Source organism: Nocardioides bruguierae (assembly GCF_023656415.1).
GTDB lineage: Bacteria > Actinomycetota > Actinomycetes > Propionibacteriales > Nocardioidaceae > Nocardioides > Nocardioides bruguierae.
Window position 1 is genome coordinate 412,375 of the sequence record NZ_JAMOIL010000001.1, and the last position, 17,839, is coordinate 430,213.

Consider the following 17,839-nt stretch of genomic DNA (forward strand, 5'->3'; position numbering starts at 1 on the left):
CCTACGGTGCTTCGCGTGCGCCTGCTCCACACCTCCGACTGGCACCTCGGCCGGTCCTTCCACCGCGAGGGGATGCTCGACCACCAGGCCGCCTGGGTCGACCACCTCCTCGAGGTCGTCGCGGCCGAGGAGGTCGACGTCGTGCTCGTCTCCGGGGACGTGTACGACCGTGCGCTGCCGCAGGTCGACGCGGTGCGCCTGGCGGACGAGACCCTCGCCCGGCTGGCGGCCTCGCGGGCACGGGTCGTGCTCACGAGCGGCAACCACGACTCGGCGCAGCGGCTCGGCTTCGGCTCGCGCCTGGCCGACGCAGCGGGGGTGCACCTGCGCACCCGGCACTCCGACGTCGGGGTCCCGGTGCTGCTGGAGGACGAGCACGGCCCGGTGGCCGTCCACGGCCTGCCCTACCTCGACCCCGAGGCGACCCGCACGACGTGGGGCCTGCCCGCCCGCTCGCACGAGGCGGCGCTGGGCGAGGCGATGCGTCGGGTCCGCGACGACCTGGCCGGCCGCGCTGGCACCCGCTCGGTCGTGATGGCGCACGCCTTCGTCGCCGGCGGGGTCGAGCGCGACCCGTCCCTGGAGTCCGACTCCGAGCGGGACATCTCCGTGGGCGGCGTCTCGATCGTCCCCTCCTCCACCTTCGCCGGCAGCGACTACGTCGCGCTGGGCCACCTGCACGGGCGGCACGTGCTCGACGAGCGCGTCCGCTACTCGGGGTCCCCCCTGGCGTACTCGTTCTCCGAGGCCGGTCACACCAAGGGCAGCTGGCTCGTCGACCTGGGTGCGCCCGCCGAGGGCGGCGCCGCCGTCTCCGCGACGTTCGTCCCCTCCCCCGTCCCCCGGCCGCTGGCCCGGCTCCGCGGCACCCTGGACGAGCTGCTCAGCGACCCCCGGCACGCGCACGCGGAGGACGCGTGGGTCCAGGCCGTCCTCACCGACGAGGGGCGGCCCGCCGCCGCGATGGACCGGCTGCGCCGGCGCTTCCCGCACGCCCTGGTGCTCTCGTTCGAGCACACCGCCGCCCCGGTCGGCGGCATGCCCGCCGCGCCCTCGAGCGGCCGCAGCGACCACGACGTCGTCGCCGAGTTCGTCACCGCGATGCGCGGGCGCGCCCCGGAGGCGGACGAGGCGGCGCTGCTGCGCCGTGCCGTCGACGCGTGCTGCGAGGACCCGGACGCCGACCCCGTCCCCGCCGCCCCCGAGCAGGTGGGCGCGTGAGGCTGCACCACCTGAGGGTCACCGCCTTCGGCCCGTTCGCCGACACCGTGGAGATCGACCTCGACCGGCTGTCGGAGGCCGGCCTGTTCCTGCTCACCGGCCCCACCGGGGCGGGCAAGACCAGCGTGCTCGACGCGGTCTGCTTCGCCCTCTACGGCCAGGTGCCCGGTGACCGCAACGCCGCCAAGCGCCTGCGCTCCGACCACGCCGCCCCCGGGGCCAGGCCCGAGGTCACGCTCGAGGCGACCCTGGCCGGGCGCCGGTTCCGGCTCGTCCGCTCCCCCGCGTGGGAGCGGCCCAAGCGTCGCGGCACCGGCACCACGCCCGAGCAGGCCTCGGTGAGCGTCTCCGAGCTGGTCGACGGAGCCTGGATGACCCTCTCGACCCGCCTGGACGAGGCCGGCCAGCTCGTCACGGGGCTCGTCGGCATGAACGCCGGCCAGTTCACGCAGGTCGCGATGCTGCCCCAGGGCCGGTTCCAGGCCTTCCTGCGGGCGTCCTCGGCGGAGCGGCAGAAGCTCCTCCAGGAGCTGTTCCGGACCGGTCGCTTCGACCGGGTGGAGAAGTGGCTGGTCGAGGAGCGCACCACCCTGCGACGTCGCAGCGAGGCCGTGCACGACGAGGTCGCCGACCGCGTCAGCCGCCTGAGCGAGGCCGCGGCCACCGCGCTGCCCGGCGGCTGGGACCTGCACGACCTGGGCCCGGAGGCGGACGCCGGCACGCTCCTGCCCTGGGCCGTGGCGCTGCGGACCACGGCGGCCGAGCGGCTCGGGGCCGCCACCACCCGCGTGGCCGAGCACGCCGCCACCGAGCAGGACGCACGCACCGCGCTGGAGGAGGCCCGCACGGCCGCCGAGCAGGGCGGCCGCCGAGCGGCTGCGCTGGCCGAGGAGGCGCGGCTCGCTGCCGCCGCGCCCGCCCGTGAGGCCGACCGGCAGGCGCGGGAGGCTGCGCGTCGGGCCGCCCCGGTCGTGGTGCTGGCCGACGTCGAGCGGCGCGCGAGCGCGGCGCTGGCCGCGGCGGAGACCGAGGCCGCGGCCGCTGTCGCGAGGGCCCTGGCCCACCTGCGCCAGTCCCCCGGGGAGGACCACGTGGACGCGGCGCTGGAGTCGGGCCTGGTCGACGTCGGGCACGCCCTCGCCGGTCTGCGCCCCCTGGAGCAGCGGGCCGCCCGGCTCGCCGCGGCCTCGGCGCGCTTCGGTGATCTGGGCCGCGAGCGCCGCGACCTGCTCGAGCGCACGCAGGACCTGGCCGCCGAGGCCGAGGACCTGCCGGTCCGCCGTGTGGCCGCGCAGGAGTCCGTGGCCGAGGCGGAGCGGGCCGCCGTCGTCCTGGAGTCGGCGGAGAAGTCCCTGGCCGAGCTGCGCGAGCGGCAGCGGGCCCGCGTCGCCGCCGCAGGCCTGGTCGAGGAGCACGAGGCCGCCCACACCCGCTGGCTCGGCGCGCGCGAGGCTGTGCAGTCCGCACGCGAGCGACTGCTGGAGGTGCGTGAGGAGCGCGTCTCCACGATGGCCGCCGAGCTCGCCGTCGGGCTCGCCGTCGGCAGCAGCTGCCCGGTCTGCGGCTCCTGCGAGCACCCGCACAAGGCGGTGCGGCCGCACGGCGTCGCCGACGCCGCCGCCGAGAAGGCGGCCCAGCGCGCCCTGGACGACCGCAACGGTGAGGAGGCCGGGGTCGCCGAGCACGTCCGCAACCTCGCCAGCCGCCGCGACCGTGCCCTCGCCCTCGCGGGCGACCTCGATGCCGAGACGCTGGCCACCCGGGTGGTGGAGGCTCAGGAGCAGGTCGCCGCGGCCCGCGCCGGATCGGCCGCTCTCGCCGCGGCCCGTGAGCGCCTGCAGACCCTGGAGACGCGGCTGGAGGCGGTCCGCACCGAGGGCGCCACCGCCCGCGAGCAGCTGGTAGCCGTCACGTCCGAGCGACAGTCGTGCAGCCGCGAGATCGCCGACCTCGAGGGCGAGCTGGCCGTCGGCCTGACCACCGCCGAGCGCGTCCTCGAGGGCCGTACGCCGCAGCCCGAGGACGGGGTGCTCGACCTCGCGCTGCCCTTCGACGAGCCGGACCAGGACGACGCCGGCCCCGCCGAGGCCGCCCGGCTCCGCCGGCTCACGCGCGACCTCGAGGCGCGCCGGTCCGGCCTGGAGACCGCGCGCTCGGCCCGCGCCCGGCTCGTGCGCGAGCGTGCCGCGTGCGCCACCGCCCAGGAGGACCTGGCCCGAGAGCTGGCCGAGCACGCCTTCGAGGACGCGGGGCAGGCCCGCGAGGCCGCGCTGCCCGAGGCCGAGTGCCGGGCCATCGACGAGCGCCTGGCGGCGCACGCCACCAGCAGCGGCGGCGTGGCCGAGGTACTCGCCGAGCTGGGCCGCGAGGGTGCGAGCGTGCCCGAGCCCGAGGCGCTGGCGGGGCTCGCGGCCACGCACCGTGAGCAGCACCGTCTCCTCGAGGAGGCCCGCGTGGCCGCCCAGCGCGCGACGCAGCAGTGCGGGCGCCTCACCGAGCTGATCGGCCTGCTGGAGGAGCGGCTGGACGCGTGGGCGCCCGTGCGGGCGGAGCACGCGCTGGTCTCCCGCGTGGCCGCGTTCGCGGAGGGCAAGTCCGCCGACAACGCCCTGCGCATGCGCCTGTCCGCGTTCGTCCTGGCCTACCGGCTCTCCCAGGTCGTCAGCGCGGCCAACGCCCGCCTCGGTGCGATGACCGACCACCGGTTCGCCCTGGAGCACACGGGCGAGCGGGGCGCCGGCGAGACCCGCGGTGGTCTCTCCCTGCTGGTGCGCGACGACTGGTCGGGCGAGGCCCGGGACCCCGCGACCCTGTCGGGGGGCGAGACGTTCGTCGTGAGCCTGGCGCTGGCCCTGGGGCTGGCCGACGTGATCACCGCCGAGGCTGGCGGCACCTCGTTGGAGACGCTGTTCGTCGACGAGGGGTTCGGGTCGCTGGACGCCGAGACCCTCGAGGACGTCCTCGGCATCCTGGACTCGCTGCGCGAGGGCGGCCGGGTCGTCGGCGTGGTCAGCCACGTCACCGAGATGCGCGACCGCATCCCGGCGCGCCTGGCGGTGCACAAGACGCGCACCGGCTCGGCCGTGGAGCTGCAGGGCGTCTGACGGCCCGGCGGGCCGACGTCCGGGCGGGCGGCCCGGTAGGTTCGCGACCATGAGCGGACCGCAGGTCGACCCGAGCTTCACCGCACTCCCCTACGAGCGGCTCGCCGAGGCGGCGCTCCAGCGTGCCGACGCCCTCGGCGCCAGCCACGCCGACTTCCGGTTCGAGCGGGTGCGGTACCAGCACCTGCGCGCCCGCGACGGCGTCCTCCAGGCCGCGAGCGACTCCGAGGACCTCGGCTTCGCGGTCCGGGTCGTGCACCGCGGCACCTGGGGCTTCGCCTCCGGCGTCGTGCTCACCGAGGACGAGGCCCGCCGCGTGGCCGAGGAGGCCTGCGCGGTGGCCGAGGTCGCCTCCGCGATGACCCCGGAGCCGGTGCGGCTCGCGCCCGAGCCGGTGCACGTGGCGACCTGGGTCTCCGACTACGAGATCGACCCGTTCGAGGTGAGCATCGCCGAGAAGGGCGCCGTCCTGGTCGGCTGGACGAACGCCCTGCGCGAGGGGGCCGCGGTCGACCACGCCTCGTCCTCGCTGCTGCAGGTCAAGGAGAACAAGTTCTACGCCGACCTCAACGGCACACGCACGACGCAGCAGCGGGTGCGCCTGCACCCCGAGGTCGAGGCGCACGGCTCCAGCGCGGACGCCTTCGACTCCATGGCCTCCATCGCCCCGCCGGTGGGCCGCGGCTGGGAGTACGTGGTGGGCTCGCCGTCGGGCGACGCGGCCGCGACCTGGGACTTCGACGCCGAGATCGCCGAGATCCCCGAGCTGCTCGCACAGAAGCTGAAGGCGCCCAGCGTCGAGGCCGGCAGCTACGACCTGGTCATCCACCCCTCGAACCTGTGGCTGACCATCCACGAGTCGATCGGGCACGCCACCGAGCTGGACCGGGCGCTGGGCTACGAGGCCAACTACGCCGGCACCTCGTTCGCGACTCCCGACCTGCTCCACACCCTGCGCTACGGCAGCGGCGTGATGAACGTGACCGGCGACCGCACCCAGAGCCACGGCCTGGCCACCATCGGCTACGACGACGAGGGGGTGCAGACCCAGTCGTGGGACATCGTCCGTGACGGCACCCTGGTCGGCTACCAGCTCGACCGGCCGATGGGGGCGATGCTGCCCGAGCTCAACGAGGGCCGCTCCAACGGCTGCGCCTACGCCGACTCCCCCGGCCACATCCCCATCCAGCGGATGGCCAACGTCTCGCTCCAGCCGGCGCCCCATGGCCCGAGCACCGACGAGCTGATCTCGCGGGTCGAGCGCGGCCTCTACGTCGTGGGCGACCGCTCGTGGTCGATCGACATGCAGCGGTTCAACTTCCAGTTCACCGGCCAGCGCTTCTACTCCATCGTCGACGGCGAGCTGGGCGGCATGGTCCGCGACGTCGCCTACCAGGCCACGACCACCGAGTTCTGGGGGTCGATGGAGGCCGTCGGCGGCCCGCAGACCTACGTGCTCGGCGGCGCGTTCAACTGCGGCAAGGCCCAGCCGGGCCAGGTGGCGGCCGTCTCGCACGGCTGCCCCAGCGCCCTGTTCCGCGGCGTCAACATCCTCAACACCACCCAGGAGGCGGGCGCGTGAGCACCCTGATCACTCCGGCCGCGACCGGCCCCGTCAGCCCGCAGGACCTGGTCGAGCACGGCCTGGCCGCCAGCTCCGCCGACGACTGCGTCGTCATCCTGGCCGACCACACCAGCGCCAACCTGCGCTGGGCGAACAACACGCTGACCACCAACGGCGTCATGCACGGCGTCACCGTCTCGGTGGTCTCCTACGTGCGGACGCCGGCGGGGGTCTGCGTCGGCACGGTGGCCGGCACCGCGGCCTCGCGCGAGCAGGTCACCGCGCTGGTCGAGGCCGCGGACCGCGCGGCCCGGGCCGCCGATCCGGCCGAGGACGCCGGCGACCTGCTCGGTGAGCGTGCCTCGTCCGACTGGGCCGACGCGCCGGTGCCGACCGACGTCCACGTCTACGACGTCTTCGCCCCGGCGCTGGGCGAGGCGTTCGGCCGGGCCCGCAGCGCCGACCGGGTGCTCTACGGCTTCGTCAACCACGAGATGACCACCACCTACCTCGGTTCCACCACCGGGCTGCGGCTACGGCACGTGCAGCCCACCGGCCACTACGGGTGCACCGGCAAGGACGCCGCGCTCACGCAGTCCGCGTGGACCGGCGGCGCCACGCGTGACTTCACCGACGTCGACGCCCTCGCCATGGACGCCGAGCTGGAGAAGCGCCTGGCCTGGGGCGAGCGGCGGGTCGACCTGCCCGCCGGCCGCTACGACACGATCCTGCCGCCGACCGCCGTGGCCGACCTGATGATCGACGCCTACTGGTCGGCCGGTGCCCGCACCGCCCACGACGGCCAGTCCGTCTACTCCCGCCGCGGTGGCGGGACGCGGGTGGGCGACCGGATCGTCGCCCCCGGCGTCACGCTCGCCTCCGACCCGGCCGCGCCCGGGCTCGAGTGCGCGCCGTTCGTCAGCGCCACCTCCTCCTCGGACCTGGACAGCGTCTTCGACAACGGCCTGCCGATCGAGCGCACCGAGTGGATCAAGGACGGCGTGCTGTCCTCCCTCATCGCCACCCGCCACTCCGCCGGGTTGACCGGCCTTCCCGTCGCTCCCATGACCGACAACCTGCTGCTCGAGGTCGAGGGCGGCACCGGCACGGTGGAGGACCTGGTGGCCGGTACCGAGCGCGGCCTGCTGGTCACGTGCCTGTGGTACATCCGCGAGGTGGACCCGCAGTCGCTGCTGCTGACCGGCCTGACCCGCGACGGCGTCTACCTCGTCGAGGACGGGGAGATCACCGGGCTGGTGAACAACTTCCGGTTCAACGAGTCCCCGGTCGACCTGCTGCGCCGGTTCACCCACGCCTCGGCCACGGTCCCCTCCTTCAGCCGCGAGTGGGGCGACGACTACTTCAGCCGCACGGCCACCCCGGCCCTGCGCGTCCCGGACTTCAACATGTCGTCCGTCTCGCAGGCGCGCTGAGCCCTCAGCGCGCTCACGTTTGGTCACCAACCCGGTCTCGGAACCGGTTCCAGCACCAGGTTGGTGACCAAACGTGACGCGGTGGCGCCCATCGGACCTACCATCGCGGCGTGATCCGCAAAGTCGCGACCGGCCTGACGGCCGCCCTGCTGCTGGCGCTCCCGGCAGCCGGGACGCCGGCAGGTGCCGTGACGCTCCCGGGCGCCGGCACCAGCGGGGCGGACGTCATACCTCTGAGGGGGACTGCCTCCGCTCCGTATGACGTCCGCCGTTCCCCTCGCACCGGCACCAGCACCGGCACCAGCACCAGCACCGGGGCGGCCGAGGCGTCCGGCCGTGGGGTCACCGTCTGGCAGCAGCGCGGCGTGACGCGGGCGCTGCGCGACTCCGGCGCCACCTGGTTCCACACCTGGACCGCCGACCGGCCCTCCTACCTGGGCCGCACCGGGGCCGCCTTCGTGCCGATGCTGTGGGGCGCCGGCTCGGTGACCGACGAGAACCTCCGGGCCGCTGCCGAGCACGGCGCGTGGCTCATGGGCTTCAACGAGCCCGACCTGGAGGGTCAGGGGGACATGACCGTGCGACGGGCACTGCGACTGTGGCCCCGCCTGGAGGAGACGGGGCAGCACCTGGTCAGCCCGGCCGTCGCGTACGGCGGCGCGGACGAGGGTGGGTGGCTCGACCGGTTCATGACCGGCGCCGCCCGGCGGGACCTGCGCGTCGACGCGGTGGCGGTGCACTGGTACGGGGGCGACTTCGGCCCGCGACGGGCGACCCGGCAGCTGCGCGAGTACCTCACCGCCGTCCACGACCGGTACGGCCGGCCGGTGTGGCTCACCGAGGTGGCACTCATGCGGTTCACCGCCGACGGCGCCGAGGTGCCCCGTCCGAAGGTCCAGGCGGCCTTCGTGCGACGCGCCACGAGGATGCTCGACGCCCGGCCGTGGCTGCGCCGCTACGCCTGGTTCTCGCTGTCCACGCCCACCGAGGGTGGCACCGGCACCGGCCTGTACCGACCGGCCCGCAGCGGCGTCCGACCGACCACGGCCGGGCGGGCCTACCGCCGGTAAGAGGGTCAGGTTTGGTCACCAACCCGGTGTCAGCGGCCGCCGAGGAGCGGGTTGGTGACCAAACCTGGGGCCCAGCCCACGGATCAGGCGAACGCCTCCGGGGGTGGGCAGGCGCAGACGAGGTTCCGGTCGCCGTAGGCCTGGTCGATCCGGGCGACGGCGGGCCAGTACTTGTCCTGGACGCCGTTGGGGCCCGTGAGGCCGCCGGGGAACGCGCCCAGCTCGCGGCTGTAGGGGCGGTCCCAGTCCTCGACGAGGGTGCGGGCCGTGTGCGGGGCACGCCGCAGCGGCGAGGACTCGACGTCCCACTCCCCCGCGGCGACCCGGTCGGCCTCGGCCTTGATGGCGATCATCGCGTCGCAGAACCGGTCGATCTCGCCGAGATCCTCGGACTCGGTCGGCTCGACCATCAGCGTGCCGGCCACCGGGAACGACATGGTCGGGGCGTGGAAGCCGTAGTCGACGAGCCGCTTGGCGACGTCGTCCACCGTCACGCCCGTCGCCTTGGTCAGCGGGCGGACGTCGAGGATGCACTCGTGCGCGACGAACCCGCCGGCACCGCGGTAGAGCACCGGGAAGTGCTCCTCGAGCCGGGCGGCCACGTAGTTCGCGGCCAGCACGGCGGTGGCCGTGGCCCGGGTCAGGCCCTCGGCACCCATCATCCGCACGTAGGCCCACGAGATCGGCAGGATGCCGGCCGAGCCGTAGGGGGCGGCCGAGATCGCGCCGACGCCGGCGCGCTTGGCGTCCTCGGGGTGCGCCTCGTGGCTGGGCAGGAAGGGGGCGAGGTGCTCGCGCACCGCCACCGGGCCCACGCCCGGGCCGCCGCCACCGTGCGGGATGCAGAAGGTCTTGTGCAGGTTCAGGTGGCTCACGTCGCCGCCGAACTCGCCGGGCTTGGCGTAGCCGAGCAGCGCGTTCAGGTTGGCCCCGTCCACGTAGACCTGGCCGCCGAAGGAGTGCACCGTCGAGCACAGCTCGGTGATGGTTTCCTCGTACGCGCCGTGGGTCGAGGGGTAGGTCACCATGATCGCCGCCAGCGTGTCGGCGTGCTTCTCGCACTGCGCACGCAGGTCCTCGAGGTCGACGGCGCCGTCCTCGGCCGCCTTGACCACGACGACGCGCATGCCGGCCATCACCGCGGACGCGGCGTTCGTGCCGTGCGCAGAGGACGGGATGAGGCAGACGTCGCGCTGCTCGTCCCCGCGCGAGCGGTGGTAGCCACGGATCGCCAGCAGGCCGGCGAGCTCGCCCTGGGAGCCGGCGTTCGGCTGCACCGAGACCTTGTCGTAGCCGGTCACCTCGGCCAGCCAGCCCTCCAGGTCGTCGACCAGGCGGCGGTAGCCCGCCGCGTCCGAAGCCGGGGCGAAGGGGTGCAGGTCGGCGAAGCCGGGAAGCGAGACCGGCTCCATCTCGGTGGTGGCGTTGAGCTTCATCGTGCAGGAGCCGAGCGGGATCATACCGCGGTCCAGCGCGTAGTCGCGGGCCGAGAGCCGCCGCAGGTAGCGCAGCATCTGGGTCTCGGAGCGGTGGCTGTGGAACACCTCGTGGGTCAGGTACTCCGTGGTCCGCGCGAGGGACGCCGGCAGGGCCGTCGCCGGCTCGACGGCAGCGGGCGTGACGCCGAAGGCGGCGTGCACGGCGCGCAGCGTGGCGGGGCCACTGACCTCGGAGAACGACAGCCCGACCGTGTCGGCGTCGACGAGCCGCAGGTGCAGACCCTCGCGGTGGGCGGCCTCGAGGACCGCCTCGGCGCGACCGGGGACGTTCACGGTGAAGGTGTCGAAGAACGCGGACGTCGGCACGTCCAGCCCGGCCCCGCGCAGCGAGGCCGCGGCGCGCGCGGCGAGGTCGTGGGTGCGGGCCGCGATGGCGCGCAACCCGTCGGGGCCGTGGTGCACCGCGTACATGGACGCCACGACCGCCAGCAGCACCTGGGCCGTGCAGATGTTCGAGGTCGCCTTGTCGCGACGGATGTGCTGCTCGCGGGTCTGCAGCGCCAAGCGGTAGGCGGGGCGGCCCTCGGCGTCCACCGAGACCCCGACGAGGCGACCGGGCAGGTGCCGCTCGAGACCGGCACGCACCGACATGTAGCCGGCGTGCGGGCCGCCGTAGAACAGCGGAACGCCGAAGCGCTGGGAGGACCCGACCGCGACGTCGGCACCCAGCGAGCCCGGCGACTCCAGCAGCGTGAGCGCGAGCAGGTCGGCTGCGACGACCGCGAGGCCGCCGCGCTCGTGGGCCTCCTCGATGACCGCGCGCGGGTCGCGGACCTCACCGGACGCGCCGGGGTACTGCACGAGGACGCCCGAGACCGGACCCTCGGGCACCGACGCCAGGCCGCCGGCCAGGTCGGCCACGACGACCTCGATGCCCATCGCCTCGGCACGGGTGCGCACGACGTCGACGGTCTGCGGCAGGGCGTCGGCGTCGACGACGAACGGACCGGCGGCTTTCCGGTTCGCCCGGCGGACGAGCGTCATCGCCTCGGCCGCGGCGGTGCCCTCGTCCAGGAGCGAGGCGTTCGCGGTCGGCAGGCCGGTGAGGTCGCCGACGACGGTCTGGAAGTTGATCAGCGCCTCGAGGCGTCCCTGGGAGATCTCGGGCTGGTACGGCGTGTAGGCGGTGTACCAGGACGGGTCCTCGAGCACGTTGCGACGGATCACCGGCGGCGTGACCGTGCCGTGGTAGCCGAGGCCGATCATCGGCTCCAGCGCGGTGTTCTCCGCGGCCAGGGCGCGCAGCTCGCGGGCCGTCTCGAGCTCGCCCAGCGGCTCGGGCAGGTCGAGGGCACGCACGGTGCGGATGGCGCCGGGCACGGCCGCGTCCATCAGCGCCTCGAGCGAGTCGGCGCCGACCGCCTTGAGCATCGTGGTGACGTCGACGTCGGTGGGGCCCACGTGCCGGTCGGCGAACGACTCGGCGGGGCGGGAGACGGTCGGGGTGGAGTCAGAGGTGCTCACGGGGCTCCTGGGGGCGCGGACGACACGGGCGCCTCCCCCTCTGTCGGGTCGTCGGTGACCCTCCAGAGTTGCCTGACCTGCGCGGTCCTGGGTGCCTGAGAGGTTCCGGGGAGGGATTGCCCCTTCGGCGCCCCGCCCACGCACCGGGTGCGGGGCGGGAGCTCTCCCGCGCGGGATGAGCAGCGGGCCCGAATCTACCAGCCCGGCGGGCGTGCTCCGGACAGCACGACACCCGCCTGCCGGACCGGACGTGCCGGTCGGGCGGGCGGGTGTCGAGCGTTGCTGCGGGTCCCCGGGCGGGCAGCCGGTGGGCTCAGCCGGCGCTGCGCTTGGCGCGACGGGCGGCGAGCTCGTCGGCCGGCGAGGCCGCGGCGTCGTCACCGGTGCGCTCGGAGGGCAGCTCGGCCAGCGTGCCCTCGATCTCGCGCCAGACACCGCCGATGGCGATGCCGAAGACGCCCTGACCGCCCTGGAGCAGGTCGATGACCTCGTCGTTGCTGGTGCACTCGTAGACCGAGGCGCCGTCGCTCATCAGCGTCACGCGGGTCAGGTCGTCGGTGCCGCGCTCCCGCAGGTGCAGGACCGCGGTGCGGATCTGCTGCAGCGAGATGCCCGCGTCGAGCAGGCGCTTGATCACCTTGAGGATCAGGATGTCGCGGAAGGAGTAGAGCCGCTGGGAGCCGGAGCCCTTCGCGCCACGCACGGCCGGCTCCACCAGGCCGGTGCGGGCCCAGTAGTCGAGCTGGCGGTAGGTGATGCCGGCGGCGTTGCAGGCGGTCGGCCCGCGGTAGCCGAGGTCGCTCGGCACCGGCGAGACATCGTCGGTGAAGAGGAGCCCCTGCTCGTCGGCGGCGTGGGCGGCCTCAGCCGCTTCCGCGCTCTCGCGCAGCTCCTGGTCGTGCTCGTTCACACGAATCCTCCGTGGGTCTACTCCGTTGAGCGTAACCCCCGGGGAAGGAGCCGTGACCCGGACGAGCCACAGCGATGGAGTTACAACGAAGACAGGGAAGAAACTACGGCCGTGTCAGCAGGGGGGTCAAAGACCATCCCGGCGTGTCGAACCCTCAACCTGAAGTTGATGGTGAGTCTTTACTCTCCACCCACGGGTCGGGGCCTCACTCCGAGGGCGACTCGAAGTCCTCGGGGCTCACGTGGTCGAGGAACTCGCGGAACCGCTCCACCTCGTCCTCCTGCTCGGCGGGCACCGCGAGGCCGGCCTCGTCCAGCACCTCCTCGGCGCAGACGATCCGGGAACCGGTGCGCAGCGCGAGCGCGATGGAGTCCGAGGGGCGGGCCGAGACCTCGGCGCCCGAGGCCAGCACCAGCGTCGCGAAGAAGACGCCGTCCTTGACCTCGGTGATGCGGACCTCCTCGAGGCCGTTGTCGGTGGCCTCCAGCACGTCCTTGAGCAGGTCGTGGGTCAGCGGACGCGGCGGGGTGACCCCCTGCTGCGCGAACGCGATCGCGGTGGCCTCCACGGCCCCGATCCAGATGGGCAGGTACCGCTCCCCCGTGACCTCCCGCAGGAGCACGATGGGCTGGTTCGACGGCATCTCCACCCGGACACCCATGACATCGACCTCACGCACGCGACCACCCTACTCGGCGGCGGTCGTGGGTCGACCCCACCCGGGCGAGGGCGGGTCGGCTCCCGGCTCCCAGGCCGGGAGCCGGCCAGGAGTCAGCGAGGAGTCAGCGGGGAAGACCGGCCTTGACCAGCAGCGCGTGCAGCCGCACCGTCAGCGCGGCGATCTCGCTCGCGGTCTCACCGGCGCGCGCGGTGGCGGCCGCGTCGCGGCCACGTCGCATCGGCTCGGTGACCTGGTTGACCAGGCCGATCTCACGGTCGGCGGCGGCACGGAAGCCGCGCAGGTGGCGCGGCTCGATGCCGAACTCGCCCAGCTCCTTGGCGGTGCGGGCGATGACGAGCGCGTCGGTGTCGTAGTGCTGACCGCCCGGACGGCGGGTCAGCAGCCCGAGCTTCTCCAGCTCGTCGACCAGCGCCAGGTCGACCTCGGCCACCTTGGCCAGCTCCTGCCGCGAGAGGCGCAGCCCGTCACGGCGACGGAACGACTCCGGGCTGGGCGTGCCCTCCGCGGAGAGCGAGACCTGCGGCACGGTCGGCACGACCGGCTCGATCGGCGGCGGCTCGGAGCCGGCGTCGATGGCGTCCAGGTGCTCGCCGATGACCTTGAGCGGGAGGTAGTGGTCGCGCTGCATGCGCAGCACGTACCGCAGCCGCTCGACGTCGGCCTCGGAGAACTTGCGGTAGCCGGCCGGGGTCCGCTCGGGCTTGATGAGGCCCTTGTCCTCGAGGAAGCGGATCTTGGGGATGGTGACCCCCGGGAAGTCCTCGCGCAGCTCGTCGAGGACCTGCCCGATGTTCATCCGGGCGGAGGACGCTCCCTCCTGCCCGTGGCCGGCAGCCTGGGCGGTCACGCTCAGGCGCCCTCGTGCCCGGAGAAGAACATGAGGCGGAACTTGCCGATCTGGACCTCGTCGCCGTCGTTGAGCGGCACCGTGTCGATGCGGTCGCGGTTGACGTAGGTGCCGTTGAGGCTGCCGACGTCGGAGACGGTGAAGGAGGAGCCGGAGCGCTCGAAGACCGCGTGCTTGCGGGAGACAGTCACGTCGTCGAGGAAGATCTCGGACGAGGGGTGGCGGCCGGCCGTCACGGTGTCGGCGTCGAGGAGGAACCGGCTGCCGGAGCCGGGGCCGCGCTGCACCACGAGGAGGGCGTGGCCGACGGGCAGGCCGTCGACCGCGGCGGCGTCGACCGCGTTGAGGGCCCGGTCGGACGTCTCCACCCGGGGGTCGCCCCCGAGCGTGATCGTGGCCGTCGAGTCACCCACGGGCTCGGAGGTCACCAGACGCGTGCCGCACTGGGAGCAGAAGCGGGCGTCGTCCGGGTTCTGCCTGCCACACGCGGTGCAGAACGGCATCGTGGGTCTCCTCGGCCGGTGTCGGGGACGGTGCGTCGGCACCCCGGCGAGGGTGCGGACGCGTCGGGGCTCGAACCTATCAGTCGAGCCTGGGCGGGACGGGTGAACCGGCCGTGCAAAGTCGCGTGGTGCGACCTGCGCGGCAGCGGCTCGGCCCGGAGGGCGCTCAGCCCTCGAGGCTCTCCTGGTACGCGGCGGCGTCCATGAGGCCCTCGACGTCCCCGGCGGGCACGACCTCGAAGAGCCAGCCCCCGCCGTAGGGGTCGTCGTTGACGAGCTGCGGGGTGGCGTCGAGCGCGTCGTTGACGGCCACGACCTCGCCGGAGACCGGCGCGTAGACGTCGCTGACGGACTTCGTGGACTCGAGCTCGCCGCAGGTGCTGCCGGCCTCGACGGTCTCGCCGGTCTGCGGCAGGGAGACGTAGACGATGTCGCCCAGCGCGTCCTGCGCATAGTGGGTGATGCCGATGCGGACGGAGCCCGCGTGCTCACCGGGGGTGCGCACCCACTCGTGCTCGGCGGTGTACTGAAGGTCCTCGGGGTACACGTGCTCTCCTCGTCGTGCGGGGTCAGCCGGGGTCCCCGACCTGGGGTACCCGGCAGTCGCCACGCTACTGGTCGTCCGCGGGATCTGCGTAGTCCGGGCCGGCCACGTCGGTGGTCGACTCGATGTCGAGCGAGGACACCTCGGTGATGTCCACCGAGGCGCCGTCGTCCTGGAGGTCGACGCGCGGGCCCTCGAGGATCGACATGGCCCCCGAGAGCGCGCTCGGGCTGCCGATGACGTCCACGACGTAGGGCGAGCGCAGGGTCGTGCCGTCGATCGACACCCCCGTGGAGGTGTCCGTGAAGGCGCTCTGGGCGACCAGGCGGACCTGGCCGTTGAACTGCATCGCCTCGGCCCCGGCGACCCGCAGCGCCTGGACCATGTTGACGAGCGTCTCCGAGCGGACGGTGCCGGACTGCTCGGTGATGGTGATCCGGATGCCCGGCCCCGTCACGGGGACGCTGCCGGCCAGGATGGCCAGCGTGTCGGCCTGGGAGAGCGCCTGGTCGAGGGCCGCCTGCTCCGCGTCGGTGTCGGACTCGAGCTGGTCCCGGGCGGTCTCGAGGCGGTTGATCTCCGAGCGGGCCCGGCGCGAGGCGCCGGCCAGGCCCGAGAGGACGCTGACGAGGTCCTCCTCGCGGTAGCCCGCGTAGTCGTCGTCGGAGTCGGTCGAGCGCACCTGCACCACGCCGCCGAAGGCGACGAGCGCGAGCAGCACGCCGACGACCACCTGGCCGCGTCCGGGGTGCCACAGGGCCCGCCGTAGCCGAGCCGCACCCGTCGTCGGGGGCTCGGGCGCCTCGGGCGACTCAGGCGACTCGGACGGCTGGGGCTCCGGAGTCCCCGGAACCTCCCGGGTCTCCCGGGTGTCCACCGGCTCGTCGTCGCACGGTCCCTCGGTCGTCTCGTCCGTCACCGGCTCCATCTCGCCGGTGTCCTGGCCGGTGTCCTGGCCGGTGTCCTGGCCGGTGTCCTCGCCGACGTCCTGGCCGGCGCCCACCGGGCCGCTGCGGCGCGCGGCGGCCCGACCGCGCGGGGCGCGGTGGGAGCGGGGGGCGGGGTCCGGGGAGGTGCTCATGGGTGGCTCGACGGGGGTCTCAGGCGTGGAACAGGTGACGGCGGATCGCGGCCACGTTGGAGAAGATGCGGATGCCGAGGACGACGATGACGCCGGTCGAGAGCTGGCCGCCGACGCCGAGCTGATCCCCGAGCCAGACGATCGCGCAGGCGATCACGACGTTGGAGACGAACGAGACGACGAAGACCTTGTCGTCGAAGATGCCGTCGAGGTAGGCCCGCAGGGCGCCGAAGACGGCGTCGAGCGCGGCCACGACCGCGATCGGCAGGTACGCCTCGAGCGACGTCGGGACGTCGGGCTGGAGGACGACGCCCAGGACGATGCCCACCAGGAGCCCCAGCGCGGCGATCACGGTCCCACCTCCGCGTCCTCGGGTCCACCGGCCTGCGCCGTTCTCGACGCGTACGACAGCGTACGGTCCGGTGCCGCGTCCAGGTCGAGCGACTCGGCGTTGTCCATCTGGAAGCCGAAGCCGTACTGCTGCACGAGCAGCAGGAAGCGCTGCCCGCCCTGGCTGTCGACGAGCCCGGCCTGGAGCGTGCGCCGGTCGCCCACGGCCTCGATGGTGAACGGCGGCGTGAGGGGCACGCGGTTCACGTTCACCACCGTGCCGGAGTTCATGATCGAGGTGAGCACGGTCAGCCGCTGGCCGTTGATGCTCACCGCCTCGGCGCCGGCTTCCCACAGGCCGTTGACCAGGGACTGCAGGTCCTTGTCGATCAGCTTCTCCCCACCCTCGGCGTCGTCGACGACGATGCGGACGCCCGGGCCGGTGACCGCGAGGTAGCCGCCGGCCAGCGCGAGGGTGCGTCGGCGACCCTCGGCGGCGACGGCGGCGGCCCGGGTGGTCTCCAGCGTGGTCTCGGCCTGCTGCTCGGCCGCCGTGAGCCGCTCGATGCGGCGCTGGAGGCGGTCCAGGGTGGCACGTCGTTCGTCGACCCTGGTCACGAGCGCCGCGCGGGAGGACTGCGCCGACTCCGACTGCTGGGCCGTCTGGACGGCGGCGGTCGCGACGAGCACGCCGAAGACCGCGATCACCACGGCCGCGATGCGCTGCGGCCGGCCGCGGCTGGGCCGCGGCTGGTCGAGCGCGCGGCGACCGGCGACGTGCGCGTAGTCCTCGTCGAGGGCCTGCTGGGTGATGAGGGTCAGCAGCGGCGTGGTGACCCGGGCGGGCAGCGGCTCAGCCACGGCGCCCGCCCCGGCGGCGCTCGGCCGCCAGCGCGCGCCGCTCCGCCCGGGGCAGACGGTCCGTCGAGCGCAGCAGCGTGCGGACCTGCCAGGTGTAGAGCAGGCCGGCCCACCAGTAGAGCCCGAGGCCCCAGAACGCGAAGGCCCAGCCGAAGACCCGCGCCAGGTCGGCCACGAGGCCCTCGCCGTCGCCCAGCAGGAGCAGCGGGAAGGCGTAGAGGAGGTTGAAGGTGGCGGCCTTGCCGAGGAAGTGCACCGGCAGGGAGGAGAACCCGCGGGTGCGCAGCAGCGGCACCAGGCCCCACATGAGGGCGTCGCGCAGCGGCAGCGCCACCACCAGCCACCACGGGATGATCTCGCGCAGGCCCAGCCCGGCCACCACGGCCAGGATGTAGAGCCGGTCGGCGACGGGGTCGAGCACCTGGCCGACCACGGAGGTCTGGCCCAGGCGGCGGGCCAGCCAGCCGTCGGCCCAGTCGGTCACGCCCGAGGCGACCAGCAGCGCGAGCGCCCACTCGTCCGCCTCCGGCCCGAGCACCAGCCACAGGAAGACCGGGACCCCGGCGAGGCGCAGCAGGCTGAGGAGGTTCGGCAGGGTCAGCACCCGGGTGCCGACCGGGGCGTCCTGCCCTGCGGCCTCGGCGCTGCTCACTCCCTGTCCTCCTGCTGCTCGTGCTGCTGGCGTCCGCGCGGCCCGCCCCCGCGGCCGCAGGGCGGCGCGGGCGA

At 74.2% G+C, this 17,839-nt stretch carries 15 protein-coding genes and 1 riboswitch; of the genes, 5 read left to right on the forward strand and 10 right to left on the reverse strand.

Features of this window, described 5'->3' with window-relative positions:
• The first annotated feature begins 15 nt into the window (after nt 1-15).
• The 5 genes from M8330_RS02035 (at nt 16) to M8330_RS02055 (ending at nt 8,392) form a co-directional block, all read left to right on the forward strand.
• Nucleotides 16-1,221: an exonuclease SbcCD subunit D gene (locus M8330_RS02035; RefSeq protein WP_250825971.1), complete on the forward strand. Its 1,206-nt coding sequence runs from the start codon at nt 16-18 to the stop codon at nt 1,219-1,221.
• Nucleotides 1,218-4,325 (forward strand): AAA family ATPase, encoded by a 3,108-nt coding sequence (locus tag M8330_RS02040; RefSeq protein WP_250825972.1) that lies wholly within the window; start codon nt 1,218-1,220, stop codon nt 4,323-4,325. The genes M8330_RS02035 and M8330_RS02040 overlap by 4 nt, the downstream gene beginning before the upstream one ends.
• Before the next feature lie 49 nt (nt 4,326-4,374).
• Entirely contained in the window at nt 4,375-5,907 is a 1,533-nt protein-coding gene (locus tag M8330_RS02045; RefSeq protein ID WP_250825973.1) for a TldD/PmbA family protein, read from the forward strand.
• Complete coding sequence (locus M8330_RS02050; RefSeq protein WP_250825974.1) at nt 5,904-7,322, forward strand: metallopeptidase TldD-related protein; 1,419 nt, start codon at nt 5,904-5,906, stop codon at nt 7,320-7,322. The genes M8330_RS02045 and M8330_RS02050 overlap by 4 nt, the downstream gene beginning before the upstream one ends.
• A 110-nt stretch (nt 7,323-7,432) precedes the next feature.
• A complete protein-coding gene (locus tag M8330_RS02055) occupies nt 7,433-8,392 on the forward strand; it encodes a glycosyl hydrolase (protein ID WP_250825975.1) in 960 nt (319 codons plus the stop codon).
• A gap of 83 nt (nt 8,393-8,475) precedes the next feature.
• On the opposite strand, the gene gcvP is transcribed toward M8330_RS02055, so the two are convergent.
• The 10 genes from gcvP to clsA all read right to left on the reverse strand — a co-directional run bounded on the left by gcvP (nt 8,476) and on the right by clsA (nt 17,765).
• The gene (gene gcvP / locus M8330_RS02060) at nt 8,476-11,355 is read right to left on the reverse strand and encodes an aminomethyl-transferring glycine dehydrogenase (RefSeq protein ID WP_308196223.1); all 2,880 of its coding nucleotides are present in this window, start codon (nt 11,353-11,355) and stop codon (nt 8,476-8,478) included.
• Between the two features lie 72 nt (nt 11,356-11,427).
• A riboswitch (glycine riboswitch) is annotated at nt 11,428-11,534 on the reverse strand.
• A gap of 134 nt (nt 11,535-11,668) precedes the next feature.
• Nucleotides 11,669-12,265 (reverse strand): MerR family transcriptional regulator, encoded by a 597-nt coding sequence (locus M8330_RS02065; RefSeq protein ID WP_250825976.1) that lies wholly within the window; start codon nt 12,263-12,265, stop codon nt 11,669-11,671.
• A gap of 205 nt (nt 12,266-12,470) precedes the next feature.
• On the reverse strand, nt 12,471-12,944 hold the full coding sequence (locus M8330_RS02070; protein WP_250054581.1) for a bifunctional nuclease family protein: 474 nt from the start codon (nt 12,942-12,944) through the stop codon (nt 12,471-12,473).
• A 103-nt stretch (nt 12,945-13,047) separates the two neighbouring features.
• Nucleotides 13,048-13,794 (reverse strand): transcriptional regulator FtsR, encoded by a 747-nt coding sequence (gene ftsR, locus M8330_RS02075; RefSeq protein WP_308196224.1) that lies wholly within the window; start codon nt 13,792-13,794, stop codon nt 13,048-13,050.
• Between the two features lie 2 nt (nt 13,795-13,796).
• Nucleotides 13,797-14,297, reverse strand: a complete 501-nt coding sequence (locus M8330_RS02080) for a zinc-ribbon and FHA domain-containing protein (RefSeq protein ID WP_250054583.1) — start codon at nt 14,295-14,297, stop codon at nt 13,797-13,799.
• A 166-nt stretch (nt 14,298-14,463) separates the two neighbouring features.
• Nucleotides 14,464-14,844, reverse strand: coding sequence for a glycine cleavage system protein GcvH (gene gcvH / locus M8330_RS02085; protein WP_250825977.1), 381 nt, complete (start codon nt 14,842-14,844; stop codon nt 14,464-14,466).
• 64 nt (nt 14,845-14,908) lie between these two features.
• Entirely contained in the window at nt 14,909-15,922 is a 1,014-nt protein-coding gene (locus M8330_RS02090) for a DUF881 domain-containing protein (protein WP_250825978.1), read from the reverse strand.
• Between the two features lie 19 nt (nt 15,923-15,941).
• On the reverse strand, nt 15,942-16,274 hold the full coding sequence (locus M8330_RS02095; protein ID WP_250054589.1) for a small basic family protein: 333 nt from the start codon (nt 16,272-16,274) through the stop codon (nt 15,942-15,944).
• Nucleotides 16,271-17,113, reverse strand: a complete 843-nt coding sequence (locus M8330_RS22300) for a DUF881 domain-containing protein (protein ID WP_250825979.1) — start codon at nt 17,111-17,113, stop codon at nt 16,271-16,273. Before M8330_RS22300 ends, M8330_RS02095 begins: the two co-directional genes overlap by 4 nt.
• Entirely contained in the window at nt 17,106-17,765 is a 660-nt protein-coding gene (gene clsA, locus M8330_RS02105) for a cardiolipin synthase ClsA (protein WP_250054593.1), read from the reverse strand. Before clsA ends, M8330_RS22300 begins: the two co-directional genes overlap by 8 nt.
• Nucleotides 17,766-17,839 lie beyond the last annotated feature (74 nt).

Excerpts from the sequence above, each read along its gene's own strand:
- M8330_RS02045 (WP_250825973.1), top strand. The coding sequence starts at position 4,375 with ATGAGCGGACCGCAGGTCGACCCGAGCTTCACCGCACTCCCCTACGAG.
- M8330_RS02080 (WP_250054583.1), bottom strand. The coding sequence starts at position 14,297 with ATGCCGTTCTGCACCGCGTGTGGCAGGCAGAACCCGGACGACGCCCGC.
- M8330_RS02090 (WP_250825978.1), bottom strand. The coding sequence starts at position 15,922 with ATGAGCACCTCCCCGGACCCCGCCCCCCGCTCCCACCGCGCCCCGCGC.